Genomic DNA, 21,094 nt, shown 5'->3' with positions numbered 1-21,094 from the left:
GGGACCGTTCCGCGACGGAGGCCTCGGTAGAGGTCGGAACCGGGTAACGAAAGCCGCAAACGGTTTGTCGATTGACTTAGAAGTGTGGCGAAGATAGTCGCCTTGGGCTCCGCAAAAGTAGCGTTTGCGTACACGACTTTCACGGAATGAAAAGTGACTATTGCTAAATCGACAGGCCCCTGGGACGGTTTTGGCAGCTTTCCCTTCGGCGATGGAAGTCACTTTAAAAGCGCCGTTGCCTCGGCACGCAGCATCCAATTGAAGTACTCGTAATGTTTGCGATCCGACCAATCTGCTTCGATCGTCGTTCGCTGTTGGCGGGCGTTTCCAATATCAATTGAGGCGGTAGCGATACAGCGGATCAATCTGCTTTCCATTTTTTTGAGTGGTTTCGAGTAGGACTCCAGTAGGCTCCAGGCTCGATCGTGTTCTCCACTGCGAACAAAAGCGAGCGCCTTGGCCGCCAGCCCGGCTTCGGATTGTTGATCCACGGATGCCGGATCCGTATTGACAAACTGTGTCAACTCCATTGCCAACGCCACGTCGGGGGATCGAAGTAGACACGCATCGATCGCCGTACGCGTCGCGATTTGACGGGCATTTGGAAACGCTTTTAGGTCCCGCTTGGATCGTTCGATCGCAGCGACCAGTTTTGGCTGTACCCGATCGATCGATTCGGTAACGGGTAGCCCATCGCGCCGATCGATTGCCATTTGGCATGAAATAGATTCGATCGTCGCGATCATCGTATCCATTCGAAACTGGAGTCCCGTGGGATGGTTGGCAACCAATTCTGACGCAACCTGATACGATTTGTCGGCGTATTTTAGCGCATCATCGAGTCGATTTCGCCAATTCGAGTACGTCCCATAATTTGAATAGACGTTGGCAAGTTTGCGACGATACTCGGCAACTGTTGGATTGGCTTCGAGCAATCGTTCAAGTGTGTCGATACACCTCAAAAAATTGGCGTTCGCTTCATCATACTGCTGAATGTGGTTGCAGGACATCGCGAGATTCATCTGATCGCTGGCAACACGATCGAGGTACTTGAATTCTCCTGGCGACCGTTCGGCTGCCAGCGTAGAAAACTCAAGGGCTTTTCGGAACGATGCATTGCACTGTTTCCAATCTCCTTTTCCCCAGCCATAAAGGACACCTAGCGTTCGGTGAATGTCGCGTAGATGAAGACAGATTTCTGAATCGTCTTGATGCTCTTTCCAGTACGCATCGGACCGCCGCAGCGCTTCCGCCAAGCTTGATTCGCTTTCGTCGAAGTTTTTAAGGTGATACAGCGTTCGCCCCATCCGTTGAAACACGATCGCGATTCGGAAATGGTCTTGGTCGGTCCCACGCGTCTTGATCAATCGTTCGTACCCCTCTTTCGCCTGTTCGAACGCTTTGAGTTCCAGCTGCGGACGTTTGGCGAACCGGTGAGCCATCCCGATCGCCAAGAACGATTCCGCGTGTAGTTGCAAAAGCTCCGGATCACCAGGTTTTTCGGCAAGCAGGGAGTCACAAATCGTGATGACTTTGTTGCGATAGGCCATCGCCTCTTCACCGATCGGGTCGATGACCTGAGCGATATCACCGAGACGCCGGTAGGCCAGTGCGGTTTCAAACTGCATGTTTCGATCGTCGCGGGATTCTGCCAAGAAAACTTCATAGTAGTCTCGTGCTTGCTCCAGTAGTCGACGACGAATCGGCTGAGTGCCAGGGACTTTAGCGAGTAGTCCTTCATCGTCGGCGACTTCCGATAGAAAATCATCAACGACCTGTTGGGCTTGTTCGAATCGGTCATCGGCCAATGTGAGGGCGGCACTTGCTCGCGCGTTCGCTCGACTCGCTTCTTGCCATTGCCAATAGGTCACGCCCGTTCCAAGTAAGGAGATGAACGCCACCAACACGGCCGCTCGCGTTTGAAGTCGGCGGCGTTTGCTATCTTCGGCAGATCGTACCGATTCCTCGCGGCGTCGGATGTCGGCTTGTCGTGCCCGCTGCTCGGCACTTTCTAAGTAAGCGGTGATTTCAGAAGCGACAATTCCCGCGTCCGCTGGTCTTGCATCGGGATCATTTTGTAAGCAGCGTTTGCATAACCGACACAATTCTTGGTTGTCTTCGTTCGCATCGATCCGCTCAAACACTGCCCCGAAGTCGTAGGTTGCTGTCCGACGCATCGCTTCGGCCACGCCTGTCCCGTGATGCAGTCGCGAGCCAGTCAAGATTTCGAACAGTATGACACCCAATGTAAATACATCGGACCTGCGATCGAGTGCATCGATTTCGCCTCTGGCTTGCTCAGGTGACATGTAGGCCGGCGTACCCATCACGTCGCCTGCGACGGTCAAGCTATGGCTGATGTCTTCCCAGGATTCGTCATCCGACTTGGACCACGTTTCGATCGCGTTTGGCGACGGGGTGCTGGTAACCGTTGTGTCGAAAAAATCCGACGTCGATTTAGGCAAAGACTGGCCATCGGATGGGGAAGTGTGGGACGCGACGGACGTAGGATTACTCAAGCGTTTTGCCATGCCCCAATCCATGACTTGCACTTCGCCGAATTTCCCGACCATCACGTTGCGTGGTTTCAAATCACGATGGATCACGCCTTGGCTGTGCGCGTAGGCGACCGTTTGAGTGAGTTGTTCGAAAATCCCTAAACAATGGATGCGACGTTCGTTATCACCATCACGAAGCAGAATGTCTTCCAGTGTTTCGCCGCCAATCAGTTTCATCGAAAAGTAAGGCGTCCCGTCGGCGAGGCGACCCCTGTCATAGATTGGTGGGATGCCTGGGTGTTGTAACTTTCCGGTCACCAGTGCTTCACGTTCGATCCTGGCATCTGCGTTGTGATCCAGCTCACGACGATGGCGCAGCAATTTGACGGCCAGCGTGCGTTGACTGATCTGATCGTAGACACGCCAGACATCTCCGTTGCCTCCTGAACCAACCTTCTCGATGAAATGATAGCGATCGGAAGTGGGGGATTTTGGTCCGCTGATTTCGGAAGTATCAGCCTCGGAAAACTCAGATTCCGATAGCTCAGTCCCCGGTGATTCGTTTGTCGCAGTCTTCAAAAGTGATCGCAGCGTTTGCGATGGGAGGCTGACACCGCACCGCGTGGCGATGGTTTGGTAATGTTCTTCGGTTGGCTGTTCTCCTCGGCCCCGGCGGTATTCGATATCCAATGCGACTAATTCGGTAAACAATTCGCTGCGTTGCTCTCTTTCGATTTCTATCAGCAGAGGCGCAATCGAAGCTTCACCGGACAACCATTGATTCTCAAAACGAGTGCAAATCGACTCGATGCGGCGAAGAGATTCGAGAGAAGGCTGGCCCACGTCGAGTTCCTGGCATGTGTTGAGCGGTGTTTTCAACGAGATTATTAGACGAAGTCGCTCGTTGACACTCTATCCACTTTTGTTGCTGCTGTCCGCCAGGTTGGCGTTTTGAGCGTCCATCGAAAGCGATTGTCAACTCGTCAAAGAGACGATGGGCGAAAGGATCGTAGTTGGTAGGTGTGCGATGGACAGGACAGCCGAACGTATTCGGAATGTCGACAGGGCACACGGGAACGTGCCAGTACTGACATCGCGGCCGACGGTACGCCCTCTCGATGAATGATTATTTGTCTGTCTCTACCTCACCCGATGGTCGGCATCTCCTCATGTTTGACGGTCAATTCTTGATCGAGTGCGGCTTCGCACAGAATTACTCAAAACGTTCATCCAAACGCTGGACATTCCATGTGCGGGAGTCGATCGGAGGAGGTAGAAATACGTTGGCGTCCCCGTGCCATCTTGAGTCTTGAAATGAAGCCGGTCCGACCGTGATCGGTACAGACTACTCGAATGCGACCAGCTTTCTCTTCAATCAAGGTCACGCCGGATGCCAAACGAAGGAAACGATCTCGACGCGCAATCACTCGAATTGAGGTTGCGCAAAGCGACAACCGGATTCATTGTTTTCGGGGTTGTTTTACTGGGGTCGCTCGAGTTTCTCTTTAGCGGCCAAATTTTTCTGACTGCCGTGGTCTTGGGGGCTATCGCGTGGTGGTTGCAACGTTGCCAGTGCGCCGCCCTAGAGCAAGCCTATCGAAATGCGGTCCGGCTGGAAGCGGCGAACGAAAAGTTGCGTCAAGAACAGACGAGACTACGGCGGACCATTCAAGCGGCCCCGGTTGCGATGATCATGGTCGACCAACAAGGACGCATCGCATTGTCAAACGATGCGACCGAGCGTCTGTTTGGCTATTCGCAAGAAGAGATGAATGGTCAACCGGTTCAAATGCTAATGCCCAATCGGTTTCGAGAGCAGCATCCTGATAAAGTCAAAGGATTCTTTCGTGATCCATCGGCCCGACGGATGGCTGCCGGCCGGAAGCTATTGGCTCTCCGAAAAGACGGGCACGAAGTTCCGGTCGAAGTCGGTCTTGCACCGATCGAAACCGCAACGGGAACCATGGTCTTGGGAGCGTTGGTTGATGTGACCGAAGCGGTCGAAACCAATGCAGCACTACAAGAGAGCGAGAGCCGATTTCGGATTACCGCTGACTCCAGTCCGATCAGCATGTGGATTTGTGATATCGAAACCAAATGTGTCTGGCTGAATCGACAGTGGCTTCAGTACTGTGGGGCGAAGCTCGAAGATCACGTAGATGAAGGATGGTTGACCGCAGTCCACCCCAACGATCGACATTTATGTTCAGAAATCTATCTGCGTGCTTTCGAAAATAAAGAGCCGTTTGACTTGGAATACCGATTGCGACGTCACGACGGTCAGTACCGCTGGCACCGCGCGTTCGGACAACCTCGATTCAGTGATGCGGGGGCATTTCTTGGTTACGTTGGTGTCAGCATCGACGAACATGACGAGCGCCGGTTGCGTGACGAACTGCTGCGTTCCAACAATTCGTTAGTCGCATCAGAACAGAAAGCGCAATCGGCGGTCAGAGCCAAAGCTGATTTTCTGGCCAACATGAGTCATGAAATTCGTACGCCTATGAATGCGATCATCGGTTTGACCGAGATCGTATTGCAATCGAACTTGAGTGACCTCCAACGCGATTACTTGTCGACGGTGTTTGATTCTGCGGAATCATTGCTTCAAGTGATCAATGATATCTTGGACTTTTCCAAGATCGAAGCCGGAAAACTAGAGTTGCAGCATGTCGACTTTGCGATTCGAGACACCGTCAGCGATGTATTGAGGGCGTTCGCACTAAAGACTCAAACGAAAGCTCTCGAATTGACCTGTCGGTGTGACAATGATGTGCCTAACTACGTGATCGGTGACCCGGGGCGATTGCGACAGATCTTGGTGAACCTGATTGGCAACGCCGTCAAATTCACAACTCAGGGACATGTCCTGGTCAATGTGAGCGTGGTGGCCGGATCACCTGTCACGACCGACCTGATCACACTTGAATTCTGTGTCGAAGATAGTGGGGTTGGAATCCCCGAAGATAAGATCCAAACCATTTTTGATAAGTTCGAACAAGTCGATGGATCGTCGACACGCAAGCATGGAGGAACCGGTCTTGGGCTTGCCATCACATCAAAACTTGTCGAAGCGATGAATGGTGAGCTTGGTGTCGAAAGTGTGTTCGGCAAAGGTAGCGCATTTCAATTCACCGCCCAATTTGGTCGTTGCGAAAAAACGCCGACACAGTCATGGCGAGAGGTCGTATCGAAACTCAAATCCACAAAGATTTTGGTCGTCGATGATTCTCCTGTGAACCTGGCAATTCTTACGGAGATGCTTGCGACCTATACAGACCAAATTGACGCAGCCGAAAGTGGTTTCGAAGCTCTCTCGGTTATCAGCATGGCCCAGGCTAAAAATGATCCCTATCGCCTGATCATTTCTGATGTCGTCATGGAAGGAATGGATGGCTATCAGCTTGCCAAAACCATTCAATACGAAGTCAAAGCACCCCCGCCGGTCATCCTGCTGACCTCATCATTCGATTCCGGTGATCTGCGGCCATTCGATGACCAATCAGTCGCCGGACGTTTAATGAAGCCTGTCAATCAATCTGAACTACTAGAGTTAATCATTCGGGCTTTGGGACTCGCCGAGCCTTTGAAGGAGAATGAAGTCGAGGCTGTTTCAGATGAAAGCAACACGAGTCCTCGAAATCTGCGCGTTCTGCTTGCCGAAGACAGTTTTCCGAATCAGAAATTGGCACTTGCCGTTTTGGATGCGGCCGGTCATCAAACCATGGTTGCTCACAATGGGCGTGAAGCTGTGGAGGCGGTTGAGCGGCATGTCTTTGACGTCATCTTGATGGACATTCAGATGCCGGAATTAGACGGGTTTCAGGCCACCGCCAAAATTCGATCTTACGAATCCAAACTTGGCAATCGGACGCCAATTATTGCGATGACTGCCCATGCTCTCGCCGGCGACAAAGAAAAGTGTCTGAATGCCGGAATGGATGACTATGTTTCCAAGCCCGTTCGACCAAACGAGTTGTTTGCGGCGATGAACCGTGTCGTCGAAGTTGAGCAGCCGGAAATGCTGCTCGAAGAAACCTCTGGTCACCAAACGTTGACGTATCACCCTCCGAATCATGACATAAAAATTCCGTGGAACCAGTTGCTTTGTCATGTCGCCGGAAACGAAGACACTTTGCTTGAAATCGTCCAAGCCTATCTGGATGAAATGGTCGACGTGGTGCCGCGCATCGATCGTGCGATTATCGAAGCCGATGCGACCACCGTTTGTAAGCAAGCGCACAAGCTGAAAAACGTGATGCGGTACTTTCGGCGAACCGACGAAACCGAATGGGCACAGGCGATTGAATCTCGAGGAGCTGAAGGGGAACTCGAGGATATCGGAGACGATTGGCAGCGTCTCCAGCAAGCCGCGACCGATCTACGAGTCGTACTCGATGATTATCTGGCCCTGCCCCACGAGGCATTCGATCGCAACGAAAAAACGAATCACGTCAACAACAGTCCGTGAGTTGGTTGCGCCGCCTCAAACGCCAACTCGATCGATCGCGGAGGCTTACCGCGCCCCAACCGCAGTTTCGTTTGAAGGCAACTGCGTTGGTTGATTTTCGATCAGTGCCTGATAGTATTCAGGAATCTGTCGTCGTCTAGCTGGACAACCGGCCTTCGCCCGACCGATTTTACCCTCAGCGTGTGCACGGACGGCACATTACGAGTCGGTACGGATGGGGTTGCAGGCGGGCGTTAACGAGTGGCTTTAGAAAATCTTAACCGTATGATGATCATGCTGCTGTTGGCGGCAACCGGTTTTCTTGGCATCGTGAATGCCCAAACAGAAACCGATGGATCTATCGGGATGAACGGCTCATGCGAATATGACGAACCTTGGCAGGCCGCATGTGACGCTGTCCCGCGTGATGACTCGATTGGTTGGTTCGATGAGCTTTACATTCGGTTAGCGTTCGACGGTTCGAAGCAACCTCAGGACTTTGGAGTCAATGCAGTCGCTGGTGGCCAAGCAACGATGAACCTTGGTCTGCCTCTTCTTCGTCAGGCGGGAATTGGGATCCAAGCTGGAACCAGTATCACGGCTACTTCGAATGCGGTGCGGGTCTATGAGCTTGTCGGTGAGACCACCGGACGCACGCAGAGTTTTACAACGTTGGGGCTCTTTCAAAGATTGGATTCAGGCTGGGCTTGGGGCGTCGTGCACGACTTTCTACATGAAGACTACTACGACGATTTTAATTTAGGCCAATGGCGGATTCGATCGACCTATGATCTGAACGATTACAACCAAATCGGCGTGACCGCGATGCTCCGGTCTTATGATGACATTGGAACATTCGGGGCGGCGACGAACGTCCGACTGAAGTCCATCGATCAACTTCAGTTTGCGTGGCGACACTACTGGCAAAGCAGCGCTCAAACGGCGATCTGGGTAGGGCTCGCCGACGAGCATAGTGAAGACAACGCGGTGACAGGATTTGCCCCAGCCAAAGACGAATCCTTTTTGTTCGGTGCAGATGTCTTGATGCCGCTAACCCCTTCGTTGGCGATTTTTGGTGAAACCAATATCATTACGCCGATCGATACCGGGACGGTCGATGCCTACCTCGGGATTCAGTGGTATCCGGGCAGCCGAGCCTATTCGGCTCGACGTGGTCGATACAGCCCGCTCTTCGAAGTTGCCTCCCCGGTCAGTATGGCCGCCGACCTGATTCGCCTGTAGTGCTTCGTTCCATTTGAAAAGACAAATTCGAATCATTAGCCGACGGGCGCGAGCCTCGGTTATCGCACCAATACCGTCGCTAGCGCCATGCGGCTAGTACTAAAATCGAGTTGGAACGAAGCATCGTCCTCCGTCTAGACTAAGTGTTTGGGGCTGGCTCGTCAGCCGATGGACTAACGCCCGTCGGCTAAGACATCACCTGAGCGGCAAGACGCTCGTTGCCGGGGTCATAGCAGTACGTTCTCCGCACTCTTTCAGCCCGTGCAGCAGCTAATGCGTTGCTGCTGGACCGACTCATGGTTGATTACGCAGTGAATCGACGTGGACTCTGACACAGTCGAGCATTGCTTGCGGATCATAGCCGCCTTCTTGAGCAGAAACGACTTTTCCGTCGGCAAAGCTCTTTGCAATTTCGATCACCGTTTCGGTCAACGGCTGAAAATCTTCTTCGCCGAGCCCCAACGACCCGATCGGATCGTCGCGATGGCAATCAAACCCCGCACTGACCAGTACCAATTGTGGCTTGAATGCTGTGGCGAATGTTTCGAGCCGTGACCGGAATAGGTCGAGGTAGTCTTGCGGTGTGGTTCCAAACGAAACGGGCACGTTGACAGTGGTTCCCAGGCCGTTCCCACTGCCGGTCTCCTCTTCGTCACCAGTTCCGGGATAAAACGGCCAACGGTGAATTGAAAAGAATCCGACACGGGGATCTTCCCAGAAAACATCTTGAGTTCCATTGCCGTGATGTACATCCCAGTCGACGATCAAAACACGATCGAGTTGAAGTTGCTCGATTGCAAATCTAGCACCAATGGCGACGTTGTTGAACAAACAAAAACCCATCGGGGCGCCGGCAAGTGCATGATGGCCAGGCGGACGCACGAAACAAAATGCGCGCTCATCGACTCCGTGGACCACTTTTTCGACCGCATCACAGACTGCGCCGGCGGCCAAAAGCGCGATATCAAAAGATTCAGGACACACAACCGTATCCGTTTCGATCCGCCCGCCGCCGCGTGAAGCGAAATCCCGCACTTTTTCCATGTAGTACGGCTTGTGGATCAGACCAATTTGCTCGGGAGATGCGGGCTGCCATGTCTGGCGTTCAATTCCGTCACCTTTTCCAAGCGACGCGAGGTGGTTTTCGGCGAGTTCGGTTCGCGCCGCACATTCGGGGTGGTTGCCCGTGTCATGAAGTCGGAACCGGGGATCCTGATACAGCAGCGTCATCGTTTCTCGCTTGTGGTCAACGGCCTTCTTCAGGCCACTCCGCTGGGATTAATTGAATGCCGCTACGACCGTTCGGTTCGGCGACACGCAGCGAGTCACGAACATAATCATGACACTGAATACAAAGATTGGTCATGGCCAGGTAAGTGAACGTCGCACCCTGATGATTCTTTTTAGCGGCAAGCTCTTCGAGTTGCGAGCATTGACGTCGAAATTCAGCACTGAAATGTTCGTAAACCTGATCACGGGCGCGTGGCCACTCGACGGCTTCACTGATCAATTTCATGTCATGGGCTCCTTTCGCGATCGCTGCGTAGTCCTTTCGCAACAGCCCTTCTAACACACTTTGCGATCGCTTTAGTTTCGAACGCATCAAGACTCCCTCGGCTTGACCGATCGAGCGTACCGACGCATCCGCCGCGACACTCTTTGAAAGCTGTCGATCAACAGTGATCGTTGCAAGCACGAACAAAACCACAATCACGGTGGTTGCCTTAAGTGAAAAATGTTTGAGCAGGCTATTCGCGGACATCGTCGAGGCTCCGATGAAGGTTGGATGAACCGATGACGTTTGTTCTAAAGCAGAAAACGCGACTTCGAAACTTAGCCGGAGCACGGTTTCGAAGGGGCGGTTCTAGGTACCGGACCGGTCGGCTTTAGCATATCGATCCTGATTCGATCTATGCCGATTCGGAGAATCCAACCCGATTAGCAAACTTCGTGACACAGCGTCGCGCTACTGTCGATCGAAGGCAGAGCTTTGGGAGTCAGGCTCGCTCGGCGACAACGATTGCCCGAACCGGGGCTGGGTACCCTTCGACGGTCTTGGCGGGATCCGCCGGATCAAGAAAATCCGTCAGTGACTGAAACGTCATCCACTTCGTCGAACGTTGTTCCTGGGCCGTCGTCGTCGTCACATCGATCAACCGCTCGTTTTGAAAGCCGGTCCGCCGCAACCACCGAAATATCAGCGGAACCGATGGAAGAAACCAAACGTTCCGCATCTGTGCATAACGGTCCTCAGGCACCAGTGCGGTTGCCTCTTCGTCTTCGACAATCAGCGTTTCCAAAACCAACTCACCGCCCTTCACCAGTGCCTGCGCCAAGCTGCGAAGGTGGTCGATCGGACTGGTGCGATGGTACAACACGCCTGCCGAGATGACGATGTTGAACAGTTCCAAGCGGTTGGGCAAGTCTTCGTCGATCAGCGGCACGACATCGTGCCGGTAAGTTTCGTCGGCGTATCGCTTGAAGACCTCGAACTGGGCCAAGAATCGAAGCGTCGGATCGATCCCCAGTACCGAGGCGGCTCCGTCAGCCAACATTCGCCATCCGTAGTACCCGTTCCCACAGCCGACATCCAAAATATCTTTCCCTCGGAAGTCGACACACTCGCGCATCCGTTCGTACTTCCAATCCGATCGCCATTCGGTATCGATGAAGTGCCCGGCGAACTCTAATGGTCCTTTTCGCCAGGGATGGAAACACATCAGTTGCTCACGCAGCATCGAAAGGTCCGTTATGCGTGGCCCCACCACACGAACTTTGCCGTCGCTTAGATCCAATGAGTACCGATCGGGCGACGGAAGCTCATTGAACGTGTTGATCCACCGTTTCAGATCTCCGTTGGTTGGTTGCGATAATCGCTCGGCCGATAGCCTCGTAATCAATTCGGCGAAGTCGACTCGTTTTCGGTCACGCAACCATCGATCGAGATCGCTTCGATCGAACCATCTCCGTCCGTTGCTCATGACTTGATCGCCAGGATCGAAACAAAGTTAAAGCACTGAAACCAGGGCGTGACTGTTTCAAAGCCCGCTTGTCGCAAGCGATCGACGTGCGTCGAAACGGATTCAGGGATCAGCGTGTTCTCGAGTGACGTGCGTTTCTGGGCGATCTCCAATTCGCTGTACCCACAAGCGCGTTTGAAGTCGAGGTGTAACTCGCTAAGCAGCGTTTGTTCGGCCGGATCATCGAAGCACACCTTTTCACTTAAAACCAATCCGCCACCGGGAAGCATCGCGTCATAGCAGCGCTGAAGCAACGATGTCCGCTGGTCGGCCGCGATGAACTGCAAGGTAAAATTCAGCACGATCATCGATGCGGTCACCATGTCGGTTTGGCAGAGATCCTGTTGGTGGACTTCGACACGACAGCCTTTGTCACCGGAATCTTGAATCAATCGTTCGCGTAGACGCCGAACCATCGCGGCGGAATTATCCACCGCATGGACCGTGACATCGTGAGGGACCCTGCCACGAATAAGCATCGTCGTGGCACCCAGTGAACAGCCAAGGTCATAGACGTTGGAACTAGCGACGACCAAACGTTCGGCCAACTGTTCGATGACCGAAAGAATGGAAGTGTATCCGGGCACGCTGCGAGAGATCATGTCCGGAAAAACTTCGGCGACGCTTTCGTCAAATTGGAAATTCCCGACTTGATCCCGCGGCAACGCGTAAATGTTGTCACGCGACATAGTCATCCGCTGCAAGATTCAATGGAAGGCGATCGCGGCCGCGATCGCCACCTTCGGAACGTGGAGGATTCCATCGGGCGATCGAGAGCGTAAGCGATCGGCTGGATCAATCGTCGCCGCTGGCGGTCGGTGGCTTGAAGGAAATTTCTTGCCACTTGATCCCCTTGTCCATCGGCTCGATCTGCATCTTTAGATAGCCATTTTGATACAGGCGGACCGTTCCTGTCGACTGGCTGACGACGATTGCGATCGCTTTCGTCCGACGGGTAATCGCTGCGGCGGCCCAGTGTCGGGATCCAAGGCCCTTGGACATGTTCAAGTCTTCGTGCAGCACCTCCAACATTTGGCGACTGCGTTCGATCGTTCCGTCAGAGGTAATCAGGAACGCCCCGTCGAGCTGGGCGAGTTCTTTGGCATCTTCCTGCGTTTTGGGATCAAGCAGGTTGCGCGCCTTTTTGTTGTAGCCGCGGAACGGGTCGACGCCACTTTCGCTGGCATGCTTGATGACGTTGCGCGTATCGCCGACGACAAACAGGGCCCCGCAGGGTTTGCCTTCGCGACCCTCCAGGCCGACTTGGACGGCTAAGTCGACCACCGCCTTGAGGACTTTTAGTGGGACACTGCTTTCGAGCGACTGCAAATCGCGGGTGCTCAGCCGACGCATCCGCTCGTCGAGTTTCAGATGGCTGATCGAATCCAGCCGCCCAGTGGTGAAACCGCCGTAGATCGCCACCAATTCGTCGTTCGGCTTAATAAATTCGTCCGCGGCCGCTTCCAAGATCGCGTGCTGAAGCCGTTCCAAAAGCGGCGCCTTTTCTTTGTTCAACGCGATCGGCTTGAGCCCCGCTTCGGCGGCTCCGTCAAGCTCTTCGACGGTGTTGACCGCGACGATGACCGGTTTCTCACACTCTTTCTTGCGGACCAATTCCGCGATTCGTTCCCAATCGCTTGATCCTTCCAGCAGTAAGACCAACGCGTCTGCGCTGATTTCATTGACCAATGACATCGCCGATTCGAGCATCGCGATGTTGTGTTTGGTCAGCCGGAGGTTTGCCATGGCAGGTCAGTGGAGCTATGCATCGATAAATAGACAGTTTTCTCCTTAAACTGTAGCTCACCGGTAAAGTTCCGCCCAGAGACGCCAGCGATTTGAGCGGAGATTGTCTGGCATTTTACCGGTTAAGTTACGTCGCTCGTGATCTCGATTTTCCAAATGGCGAGTCCGTCAGATGCCAAGACCATCGGTTGGTGAAGCAAGTGGCACGCTCACGATTCGGAGAATCGAGCGACAATGTCGCTCAACTTTCCGAGTTGAGATCGAAACAGCGCGAGTGACTCCCCCGATTTGAAAACGCTTCCGGTGCTTGAAGCTTGCAGCGGATCACCGGACACCGTCAATCCGGGACTGCGTCAAGCTGTCGGCGAAGTTTCGCGGCTCGTTCGGGATTCGACATCGCGACAAAAGCGATCGTGCCCTCCAGTGACGCTCGGAAATTGGGATGGTGGTCTCGGTTCTGTGCGTTCAGTCCTGTTTTTTCTGCGTTGTGCAAAATCGCGCGGATCAAACGCAACTTCTTGCGTCCGACGCCGGCTTTGTCGTTGACGACCAAGCCGGTCACCCGCTGGGCTGCGTTTTGACGTAGTACGCGCGTTTTGGAAAGCTTGACCCGAAACCCTTCGTCCTCGGCGATGTGCCGAACACAAGCCATCGCGAAAGCAGCCTTGTCATCAAAGTCGCGATCTCCGGACAACGTCAAGTCGTCGGCATAACGCGTGTAGGTCGCTCCCAGCTTGCTCGCCAGACCGCTAATCCGACGGTCGAGTTTCGCCGCGATCAGGTTTGACAGCGCAGGGCTGGTACATGCCCCTTGCGGCAACACGCGAGGCCCGGTCGCGACGTAGTATTCGCCGCCATTGAACCGCACCTTCCGGCGCGGTGCTTCGCTGCACAACAGGGCCAGTACCGTCGCCACGGCAGGCGAATAGCCTATGAACTGAAACGCATGACGAATGCGTGCAAATCCGATCGAAGGAAAAAAATCCTCGAGGTCGAGATTCAAAACCGTCTGGCTTCCGACATGTGGTGCCGCACCGGTCAAGATACTGCGACCGGGAACGAAACCGCTAACACATTCCGGGTGCGGTCGCTCTCGAAGGATCTGAGAATAAATCCATCGCTGAGCCGCGGCCAGCCGCGGCAATGGTGCACTCAGCGTTCGTGTCCCTCCCGACTTCTTTGGAATTCGAAAGGAAATGTAGTGAGACCGCTCGGCGACATGACTATGGAAAGCAAGCCATCGCAAACGTGGGATTTCGATTCCCATCGCGTCGGCCAATTCGGTCGTGGTCTGAATCACCGGAAGTCCAGCTTCCTTCAGCCGATCGACATCGCTTTCGCACAGATGAAGCTGAGTCGAAACGCCTCGGCCCAGGAAATCAATTTGCGTCGCGAACCGACGCTCGACCCGCTCGCGCCGCCGAATCCGTTTGGCTTCCGCCTCCGCCTGCTTGCGGGCTTTGCGTTCCGCCCTGGTTTGGCGATCAAGCTCGACGGCATCACGACCAGCTTGTCGGGCCTGATGACGCAGAAAAAGCTCCGCCGGTCGGTAGTAATCCATCTCGGCACCGACTTCGTGAATCCGTGTCAACTCGTCGGGCGTCAGCAAGCCTTCGGTGACCATCCCACGATCGATCAAGCTCGTTCGTGGATCGTCGGCCGGTGGGATCAAGTCACGCCGGCCGAACCAAGGGCTGGCCCACAAGTTGATCTGCTTGGCATCACTCAGCAATTCATCACGATCGATCGGCAGAAATGCTTTTGCATCCAGATCCAACGTCACCTTCTCCCGCCGGCGTGGTGGCAGCGGGCGCGGCTGCTGAGCCATCGCGGCAAATGAGTCGGAGCTTCGGTCGGGGCGTCGCGTCGGACCCCCAAAAAGCGAACGGAAGATACGTCCCAGCCAGCCCAGTTTGGGGTTGGGGGACGCCGGCTGCTGATTGGACGCTTGATTGGGCGATTGATCAGCCATCACATTCAGTTCCAAAACCGTTGGTACCAACTCTCGACCGTTTCACCACCGGCGCCATCGCCGCTTGCTTGACGCGTCCACCGATCACGCACCGCTTGAAGGTGTCGACACGGTCCCATGCGAAGGGCGTTCTTAAAATGATGCGAGCACCGACACGAACCGCGGACGATACGGCCGTCACCATCGATCATTAATTCAACGTCTCGGCCACCGGCGTTTCCTTCGATGACGACCAGGCCACTCTCGGTTGTCCGCGTTTGCTTGGCCCGAATGCGTCCTTGCGAAACCAACTTGCGAGCCGCTTCGGTTTCCGGATCGTCACCCCCAAGTTGCTCCATCGTCAACGGCGCGGGCATCACTTGTCGCCAGCGATAAACGCTACCGGGTAGATCATGAATCACCTGGCCCAGTAGCGCTAATCGATTCAACCCTGCAGCAATTTCGACCGGGCGGTACATCAGCGTTTGACACAAGCGATCGAACGTTTGAGAAGGAGAATCTTTGAATGCGGCGGCAATCTCGGTCAGCATTCGTTCGCTTAAATCGACCGGCGCGGCGAGCTGTGACAACGCCGACGACCCCGTCCAGTCGTTATTGGTCCAACCGCTCAATGCCAACGTCAAACGAAGGTTGCCCATGCGGATAACCCAGAAACTCGGCAATCCAGTTCCTTGAACGTATAGCTCTGTCGAATCGATCATCGGTAGCAATCGCGAGAGAACCTGCAAGCGATCTCGGCCCCAGAGGCGGACCGACAAACTGGTTTCGCCGACGTCGCTTTGAGGTGGTAGCGGAATCGCTTTTTCCCAAGGCTCCAAAACGATCTGTGGCGGCTGACCCTGATGACACTCGATTCGCATGGCCCGTGGGCTTTGTTTCGCCCGGTTCCGTTTCAAAAACGCCAGCAGGTTATAAAGTGCTTCGCGACTGACGTTGATCCGCTTCATCGGCAAACTCATCGCGGACTGCAATTGCATCAAACCACGCAGCCAACTGTTGGGAAGATCAATCTTTTCTTCCAGATGGCCGCCACTCTCGGAGGTGCTGACGCCGAATCCTTGCGGATCGATTTCGAAGCGCGTTTGGCGATAGCTTCGCAGCGTTTGAAAATGCTCGTACAGTTGCCAGGTGTAGTCGACGTTGGTCGTTCCCAAACTGACATCCGACTCATCTCGAAAGGCTTCGCGATCGACCGATAAACACCCATAGCTCGATTCGTCGGCACTGAAACATTCAAACAGCAACGTGTCCGGCGCGACCGTCACGATCGGGTCGCATGGCATGAGGTACCGCCATAGTTCACGATCATGTTTGAGCAGATGACTGGAGTACTTTCGTCGCGCCCGCCAATATTTTTTTCGCAACGATTGGTATTCCGGTTCCAGTCCATCGGGCATCGGTTCCGGCTGCGAACGTTTCAATTCCGAGAGACGTCCACGATAAGCCTGACGCCGAATTTCCGACTCACGCTGCGACTGCTGCTCACGATATGCCTGGTAGGCAGATCGATCCCGCGGTTGATAACGCAAATCGCTGATCACAATGTCATGGAGGGCACCGATTGCTTCACGGAATCGCAACGGATCGATCAGCTCCCCTCGATAGCTTACGCGATCACGGCGGAGGTTCGGAGCCAACGCGATCGCCAAGCCCGCGGGACTGCGATCGACCGTGCTCCGCCGTCGATATCGAAATGATAGATCCATCGTCACTCACGGATTACGAAGTTGCGTTCGCTACTTCAGCTGTTCGCTGAACGCGCGGCCAACTCCCCAGCGAGCACCACAGCAAACATTCGGATTAAGTCGGGAGGAGTGCTCGTGCGACCGACTTCAACGCGTTGACCAAGGTCGTTCCCTCAAGCCAGATACGACACCGTAGCGGCGTAAACGTGTTGATTCAGTCCGCCGCTACGGTGTCGTATCTGGCGAACGAACAACGGCTTTGGGAAAGCATCGCAAAGCAATCTCACACCATGGCGTATCACCACAGCAAATTAGTCTCGGTCGTCGATTCACTCCTCCCGATGTTCGGTTAGACACTGTTATACCGTCTGACGCCGCCGGCGGGTATCAACCTCACGGCTTTTGCGGTGCATTACCGATCTGGGTGTCACCATGATTTTGACAACTTAATAGGTCAGGCCCATTGACTGGTGAAGGAAGCGGCACGCTTACGATGGCACGCCGACGATTCGGAGAATCGAGCGACAATGTCATTCAACGTTCCAAGCTGAGAGTCGAACCAAATGTCGTTCAACTTTCCGAGTTGAAAGCGAGCCAGCGCGAGTGATTCCTCGGCACGCCGACGATTCGGAGAATCGAGCGACAATGTCGCTCTACTTTCCAAGTTGAAAGCGGAACAACTTCAGTGACTTCCCCAACTAAAAACATTTCCGGCACTTGAGGTTTGCGGCGAATCACCGGCGACGCCCTAACGATCTTCGGATTCCGCCAAGAGCTTCAGTTCCGGAAACGCTTCTTCGAGTTCCGTCGCCATGTGCGGATTCCTTGCCGCGATGCCCGTGATCCCCGCTATCACCGATTTCCATTCGGTTGACCGGATCGAACGAAGGCTGATCGAAAGCAGCGGCTTGAGTTCGTTCAACTGATCGGGGTGCCGTTCGAGGTGCTCGATAATCTGTCTTACGACGCCGGGCTTGCGGCGGCTACCACGACGCGTGTTGAGCAATACCGTGGCCCACAAGCGACGAAGATCGTTCGAACCAAGCGATTGACCGATCCGCGTTTCCGTCGCCGAGTCACGGCGGCGTTGCATCGGTTCGCGCAACTCACGCTCCAGCAGGCCCACCAAAGGTAGTTGGATGTCATCATACGGCGACTCGATTAAACGCTGCCAAACGGACGGATCGTTTCGCAAGCGATCCTCATCAAGCAACCACTGCCATCCACAGCGACGTACATCCGCGTGTCGGCTGTCGAGTATGTCCATCGCAAGATCAGAATCAAACGACGGCGACGCGGCAATTAGCTTGCTGACGGTCCCAACCAAAGCCTCGCGATCGGATTCCGAGCGGGCTTCGCAGATTTCCAGGGCTAGCAGGCAGTCGTCACGGGTGACCAGTGTCCGTGCCTGCAACCACCGGTGCCCCAAGGTTGCGACCAACGACGACGGCTGCGTTGCGACGGAAACGATCTCACGAAGTGACAATCGATTGGGATCGATCTGCTCGGCCGCCGCTCGAGCCAACGGCGCAAGGACTGCCGGATTAGATTCACATAGCAAACGCACCCAATCGCTCGTATTGATTTGGCTTGCGTCCCGATGCGACTCCAGAATCTCGGCCGCGAATTCCGCCAGTTCCGTCGCCTCACCGGACAGCCAGTTCAAAATTGTTTCCAAGTCCAGTTGTGCGATCGCTTCGGCGTGATTGCTTCGCAGCATCTCCAAGCACCACTGACGCACCGGCCTGCAATTCGCATCGCTTACCAGTCTTAGTAGCGGCGATGCGTCACGTTTCCAAGCAGACAAGAACGCCGGCGCGGGGGCTAATTCACCCAAAGAACGATCGTCCGCGATATTCCAACCGACCGGGTAGGACTCGAGCACCGGCGAATCATGAAACAGAGCATGCATCATTCCCCAATTGTCGATCAATGCGACACCATCGGCGACGTCCTGATCGGTATACCGCGAAAGTGCGATGACCATCGCTTCGAGATAACGCTGCGGATCGCGATTGCCCAACTTGCGAAAGTACCGCCAACTTCGTCGACGCAGGTAACGACGCGTTTTTAGTGAGAACAACCGTAGCGATGCTCGATCTTTAAACCATCGCAAAATCCGTGGATTGCGAGGCATGACCCTGCCATGTGGGACCGATAAGGTTTCCTCTTCCCAGCTTTCACGGGTTTGCCAATCGTATTGATACCGTGACGTCACGACACGGCGAATAGAGCGATCGAACGCCACCATCATCCACGCCATGACTTCGTCATCACCCGCTTCTTCGGCCAACTTGAACAAGCGTTTGACGAGCGCTTCGTGGCGGAAATGATTGAGCGGTTGATTCAGATACTGGCTGAGAAAGCGTCGTGCTTCAGGACGCCGGTCCTTTAACCAAAGCCCGGCGAAGCTACCCAACGTTTCGGCATCGTTAAACCGACATAATTCATCGACGAAGGCCGGATCCGCGGATTCGAACAGCTCTTGGACGACGAGCCAAGAACCACCGGAAGATTGCAATCGAGCTGCCATTATATTTTGCCTACGATCACGTTGACTCGATGCACCGAAGAAGGATGGACGGGCGAGTGATCGTCGATCTTATCAGAAACGCGGCAAGCATTGTCGCTTAGTGCGTCGTCAACCTTTGAAATTAGGATTAGCCAGATGGCATTAGCCACGGTTTCGGTGCAATAACCGGGGCTACCGCCCGTCGGCTGATGAGCCAGACCCGAACCGTCGGTCTCGATGGAACACTACGGTGTTAGCAGCAAGATGGTCAAGTCGTCAAACTTACCAGGAAGTGCGTCGTCCTCACCGTGCATCCGGTCGGTCGCCAAGCGGACCAGTTCTTCCATTCGCCGGCCAGGCTTTCCGATCCGGCAACGCTGGACGACTTCGTTGGTATGCAAATTATCGAATAGACCATCGCTACCGACGACGATCGTGTCGCGGGCAGAGAGGTTGATCGCCGGACCGATTTCGATGTGCATCTCGCGAGAACCGACGAGGTTGGAAACCAGATGCCGCTCGTCGTGATACATCGCGTCTTCTTCATCCATCAAGCCTGCCTGAACGGCATAGCCGACGGGGGAATGCGACGTTGACTTCCATTTGATTGCCCCGCGACCGCCGACAAACAGCATCATCGAATCACCGACTTGATAGCCACGTGCGATGCGGTGGTTGACTTCGACAATCGATAGCGTGGTGGCCGAACCTGTTCCTAAATCCAGGATCTCCGCATTCGCCTTTTCGATTCCGTCAAGGATGGCGGGACGCAGGTCCAATTGATCGACGACCGCGTCTCCCGCTCCGGCGAACGATTCGCTTAACGTTTCTGCCAAGCACTCGATCGCGATCGCAGACGCTTTGTAACCCAGCGGGGCCCCCCCGACGCCATCGGCGACCGCCATCACGAATCGATCAGCCGAGAGTGAAATCACCAACGCACTGTCGTCGTTGGGCTCGGTCTTTCCGGGGCAGGTTTTCGAAAAAGCTACGATGTGCCCACCGGCGACATCGATCAGCTCGGGCTGATGCATGTCGCTTTCGCGAAAAAAACGGGTGGGGTGAACGATCGTGGCCATCACGGCATTCTACGTTTTGGCTCGCTGCCGGTTGAGATACCGAAACGCTTTCAGTCGTGATTTCTCCCAGGCCTGGGCCATTTTTCCGGCATCAGCGTAGCGCTCGCGCGGGCTGACCTGTAGAGATTTGCGGATTATATCGATTGCATCGCGATGGACACGCCGCCGCAACGTCGCGGCGTTGGGCAGCGGCCACTCGAATGGATACTCGGGCCACTTTCCCGAAAACATTCGATAGATGATCAGGCCGATCGAAAACACATCACTTCGGCGAGACGGCTTGCCCATCGCCTGTTCGGGCGCCATGTAGCCGAGTGTTCCCGTGCCTGACCCGTGAATGGTTTTTTGGGCGACTTTTGCGATTCCAAAGTCCCCCAGTTTCAGCGTGTCGTCGGCGAACAAAAAGATATTCTCCGGCTTGATGTCGCAGTGGATCACGCCTTCTTCATGCGCAAATGCCACCGCATCGAGCAACTGCGAAGCGTACTCAAATGCTGACTCAAATCGCAGTCGTTTCTTCAAACGATCGTCCAGCGTTCGATCAGCCAGCGGGGTGACGACCACTAGATGATCATCGATAAAACTGGCATCACGGATCGGCAGGATGTGCGGATGTTCCAATCGCAATGACAGCCGAACTTCACGGCGGAACTCATCGACTAAATCCTCGGTGACCCACTGGGCACTGGGAATCTTCAACGCCACCTTGATCCCAAGTAACGTATCAGTCGCGGAGTAAACGTCCGCAAATCCGCCCTGTCCGATCCGCTTGTCCAAGCGATACTTGCCAAGTCGACTACCGCTTCGCAGCGTTCGACGGGGCCCGGATGGAACAGGGAATTTGCTCATTCAGAAGGGGCTCGTACAGGATTGGCTCATCTTCGGCGACA

Annotated in this window: 13 protein-coding genes; 2 read left to right on the top strand and 11 right to left on the bottom strand. The window is 54.6% G+C overall.

Annotation, left to right across the window (positions count from 1 at the left end):
* Positions 1–218 precede the first annotated feature (218 nt).
* Positions 219–3,341 (bottom strand): serine/threonine-protein kinase, encoded by a 3,123-nt coding sequence (locus FYC48_RS01710; protein WP_149494969.1) that lies wholly within the window; start codon positions 3,339–3,341, stop codon positions 219–221.
* A gap of 547 nt (positions 3,342–3,888) precedes the next feature.
* Between FYC48_RS01710 and FYC48_RS01705 the strand changes: the two genes are divergently transcribed.
* On the top strand, positions 3,889–6,969 hold the full coding sequence (locus tag FYC48_RS01705; RefSeq protein WP_149494968.1) for a hybrid sensor histidine kinase/response regulator: 3,081 nt from the start codon (positions 3,889–3,891) through the stop codon (positions 6,967–6,969).
* Positions 6,970–7,314: 345 nt separating this feature from the next.
* Positions 7,315–8,190 (top strand): DUF6666 family protein, encoded by an 876-nt coding sequence (locus FYC48_RS01700; RefSeq protein ID WP_149494967.1) that lies wholly within the window; start codon positions 7,315–7,317, stop codon positions 8,188–8,190.
* Positions 8,191–8,484: 294 nt separating this feature from the next.
* Here the strand turns inward: FYC48_RS01700 and FYC48_RS01695 are convergent, their stop codons facing one another.
* From FYC48_RS01695 to FYC48_RS01650, 10 genes are all read right to left on the bottom strand, one after another.
* On the bottom strand, positions 8,485–9,420 hold the full coding sequence (locus tag FYC48_RS01695) for a histone deacetylase family protein (protein ID WP_149494966.1): 936 nt from the start codon (positions 9,418–9,420) through the stop codon (positions 8,485–8,487).
* 16 nt (positions 9,421–9,436) lie between these two features.
* A complete protein-coding gene (locus tag FYC48_RS01690) occupies positions 9,437–9,952 on the bottom strand; it encodes a hypothetical protein (protein WP_149494965.1) in 516 nt (171 codons plus the stop codon).
* A gap of 235 nt (positions 9,953–10,187) precedes the next feature.
* Positions 10,188–11,171: a tRNA 5-methoxyuridine(34)/uridine 5-oxyacetic acid(34) synthase CmoB gene (cmoB, locus tag FYC48_RS01685; RefSeq protein ID WP_149494964.1), complete on the bottom strand. Its 984-nt coding sequence runs from the start codon at positions 11,169–11,171 to the stop codon at positions 10,188–10,190.
* Positions 11,168–11,905, bottom strand: a complete 738-nt coding sequence (cmoA, locus tag FYC48_RS01680; RefSeq protein ID WP_235034019.1) for a carboxy-S-adenosyl-L-methionine synthase CmoA — start codon at positions 11,903–11,905, stop codon at positions 11,168–11,170. The genes cmoB and cmoA overlap by 4 nt, the downstream gene beginning before the upstream one ends.
* A gap of 100 nt (positions 11,906–12,005) precedes the next feature.
* Positions 12,006–12,956: a DNA integrity scanning protein DisA nucleotide-binding domain protein gene (locus FYC48_RS01675; RefSeq protein ID WP_149494963.1), complete on the bottom strand. Its 951-nt coding sequence runs from the start codon at positions 12,954–12,956 to the stop codon at positions 12,006–12,008.
* Positions 12,957–13,293: 337 nt separating this feature from the next.
* On the bottom strand, positions 13,294–14,928 hold the full coding sequence (locus FYC48_RS01670; RefSeq protein ID WP_149494962.1) for a reverse transcriptase family protein: 1,635 nt from the start codon (positions 14,926–14,928) through the stop codon (positions 13,294–13,296).
* Positions 14,929–14,933: 5 nt separating this feature from the next.
* Positions 14,934–16,634: a hypothetical protein gene (locus FYC48_RS01665; RefSeq protein ID WP_149494961.1), complete on the bottom strand. Its 1,701-nt coding sequence runs from the start codon at positions 16,632–16,634 to the stop codon at positions 14,934–14,936.
* A 727-nt stretch (positions 16,635–17,361) separates the two neighbouring features.
* Positions 17,362–19,146, bottom strand: a complete 1,785-nt coding sequence (locus FYC48_RS01660) for a hypothetical protein (protein WP_149494960.1) — start codon at positions 19,144–19,146, stop codon at positions 17,362–17,364.
* Between the two features lie 224 nt (positions 19,147–19,370).
* Entirely contained in the window at positions 19,371–20,204 is an 834-nt protein-coding gene (locus FYC48_RS01655) for a PP2C family protein-serine/threonine phosphatase (RefSeq protein ID WP_149494959.1), read from the bottom strand.
* 9 nt (positions 20,205–20,213) lie between these two features.
* Positions 20,214–21,053: a serine/threonine-protein kinase gene (locus FYC48_RS01650; RefSeq protein ID WP_149494958.1), complete on the bottom strand. Its 840-nt coding sequence runs from the start codon at positions 21,051–21,053 to the stop codon at positions 20,214–20,216.
* Positions 21,054–21,094: the final 41 nt, after the last annotated feature.

The organism is Roseiconus lacunae (genome assembly GCF_008312935.1).
GTDB lineage: Bacteria > Planctomycetota > Planctomycetia > Pirellulales > Pirellulaceae > Stieleria > Stieleria lacunae.
Note: the sequence above shows the minus strand (reverse complement) of the source record. Positions and strands in the feature narration are given on the sequence as shown.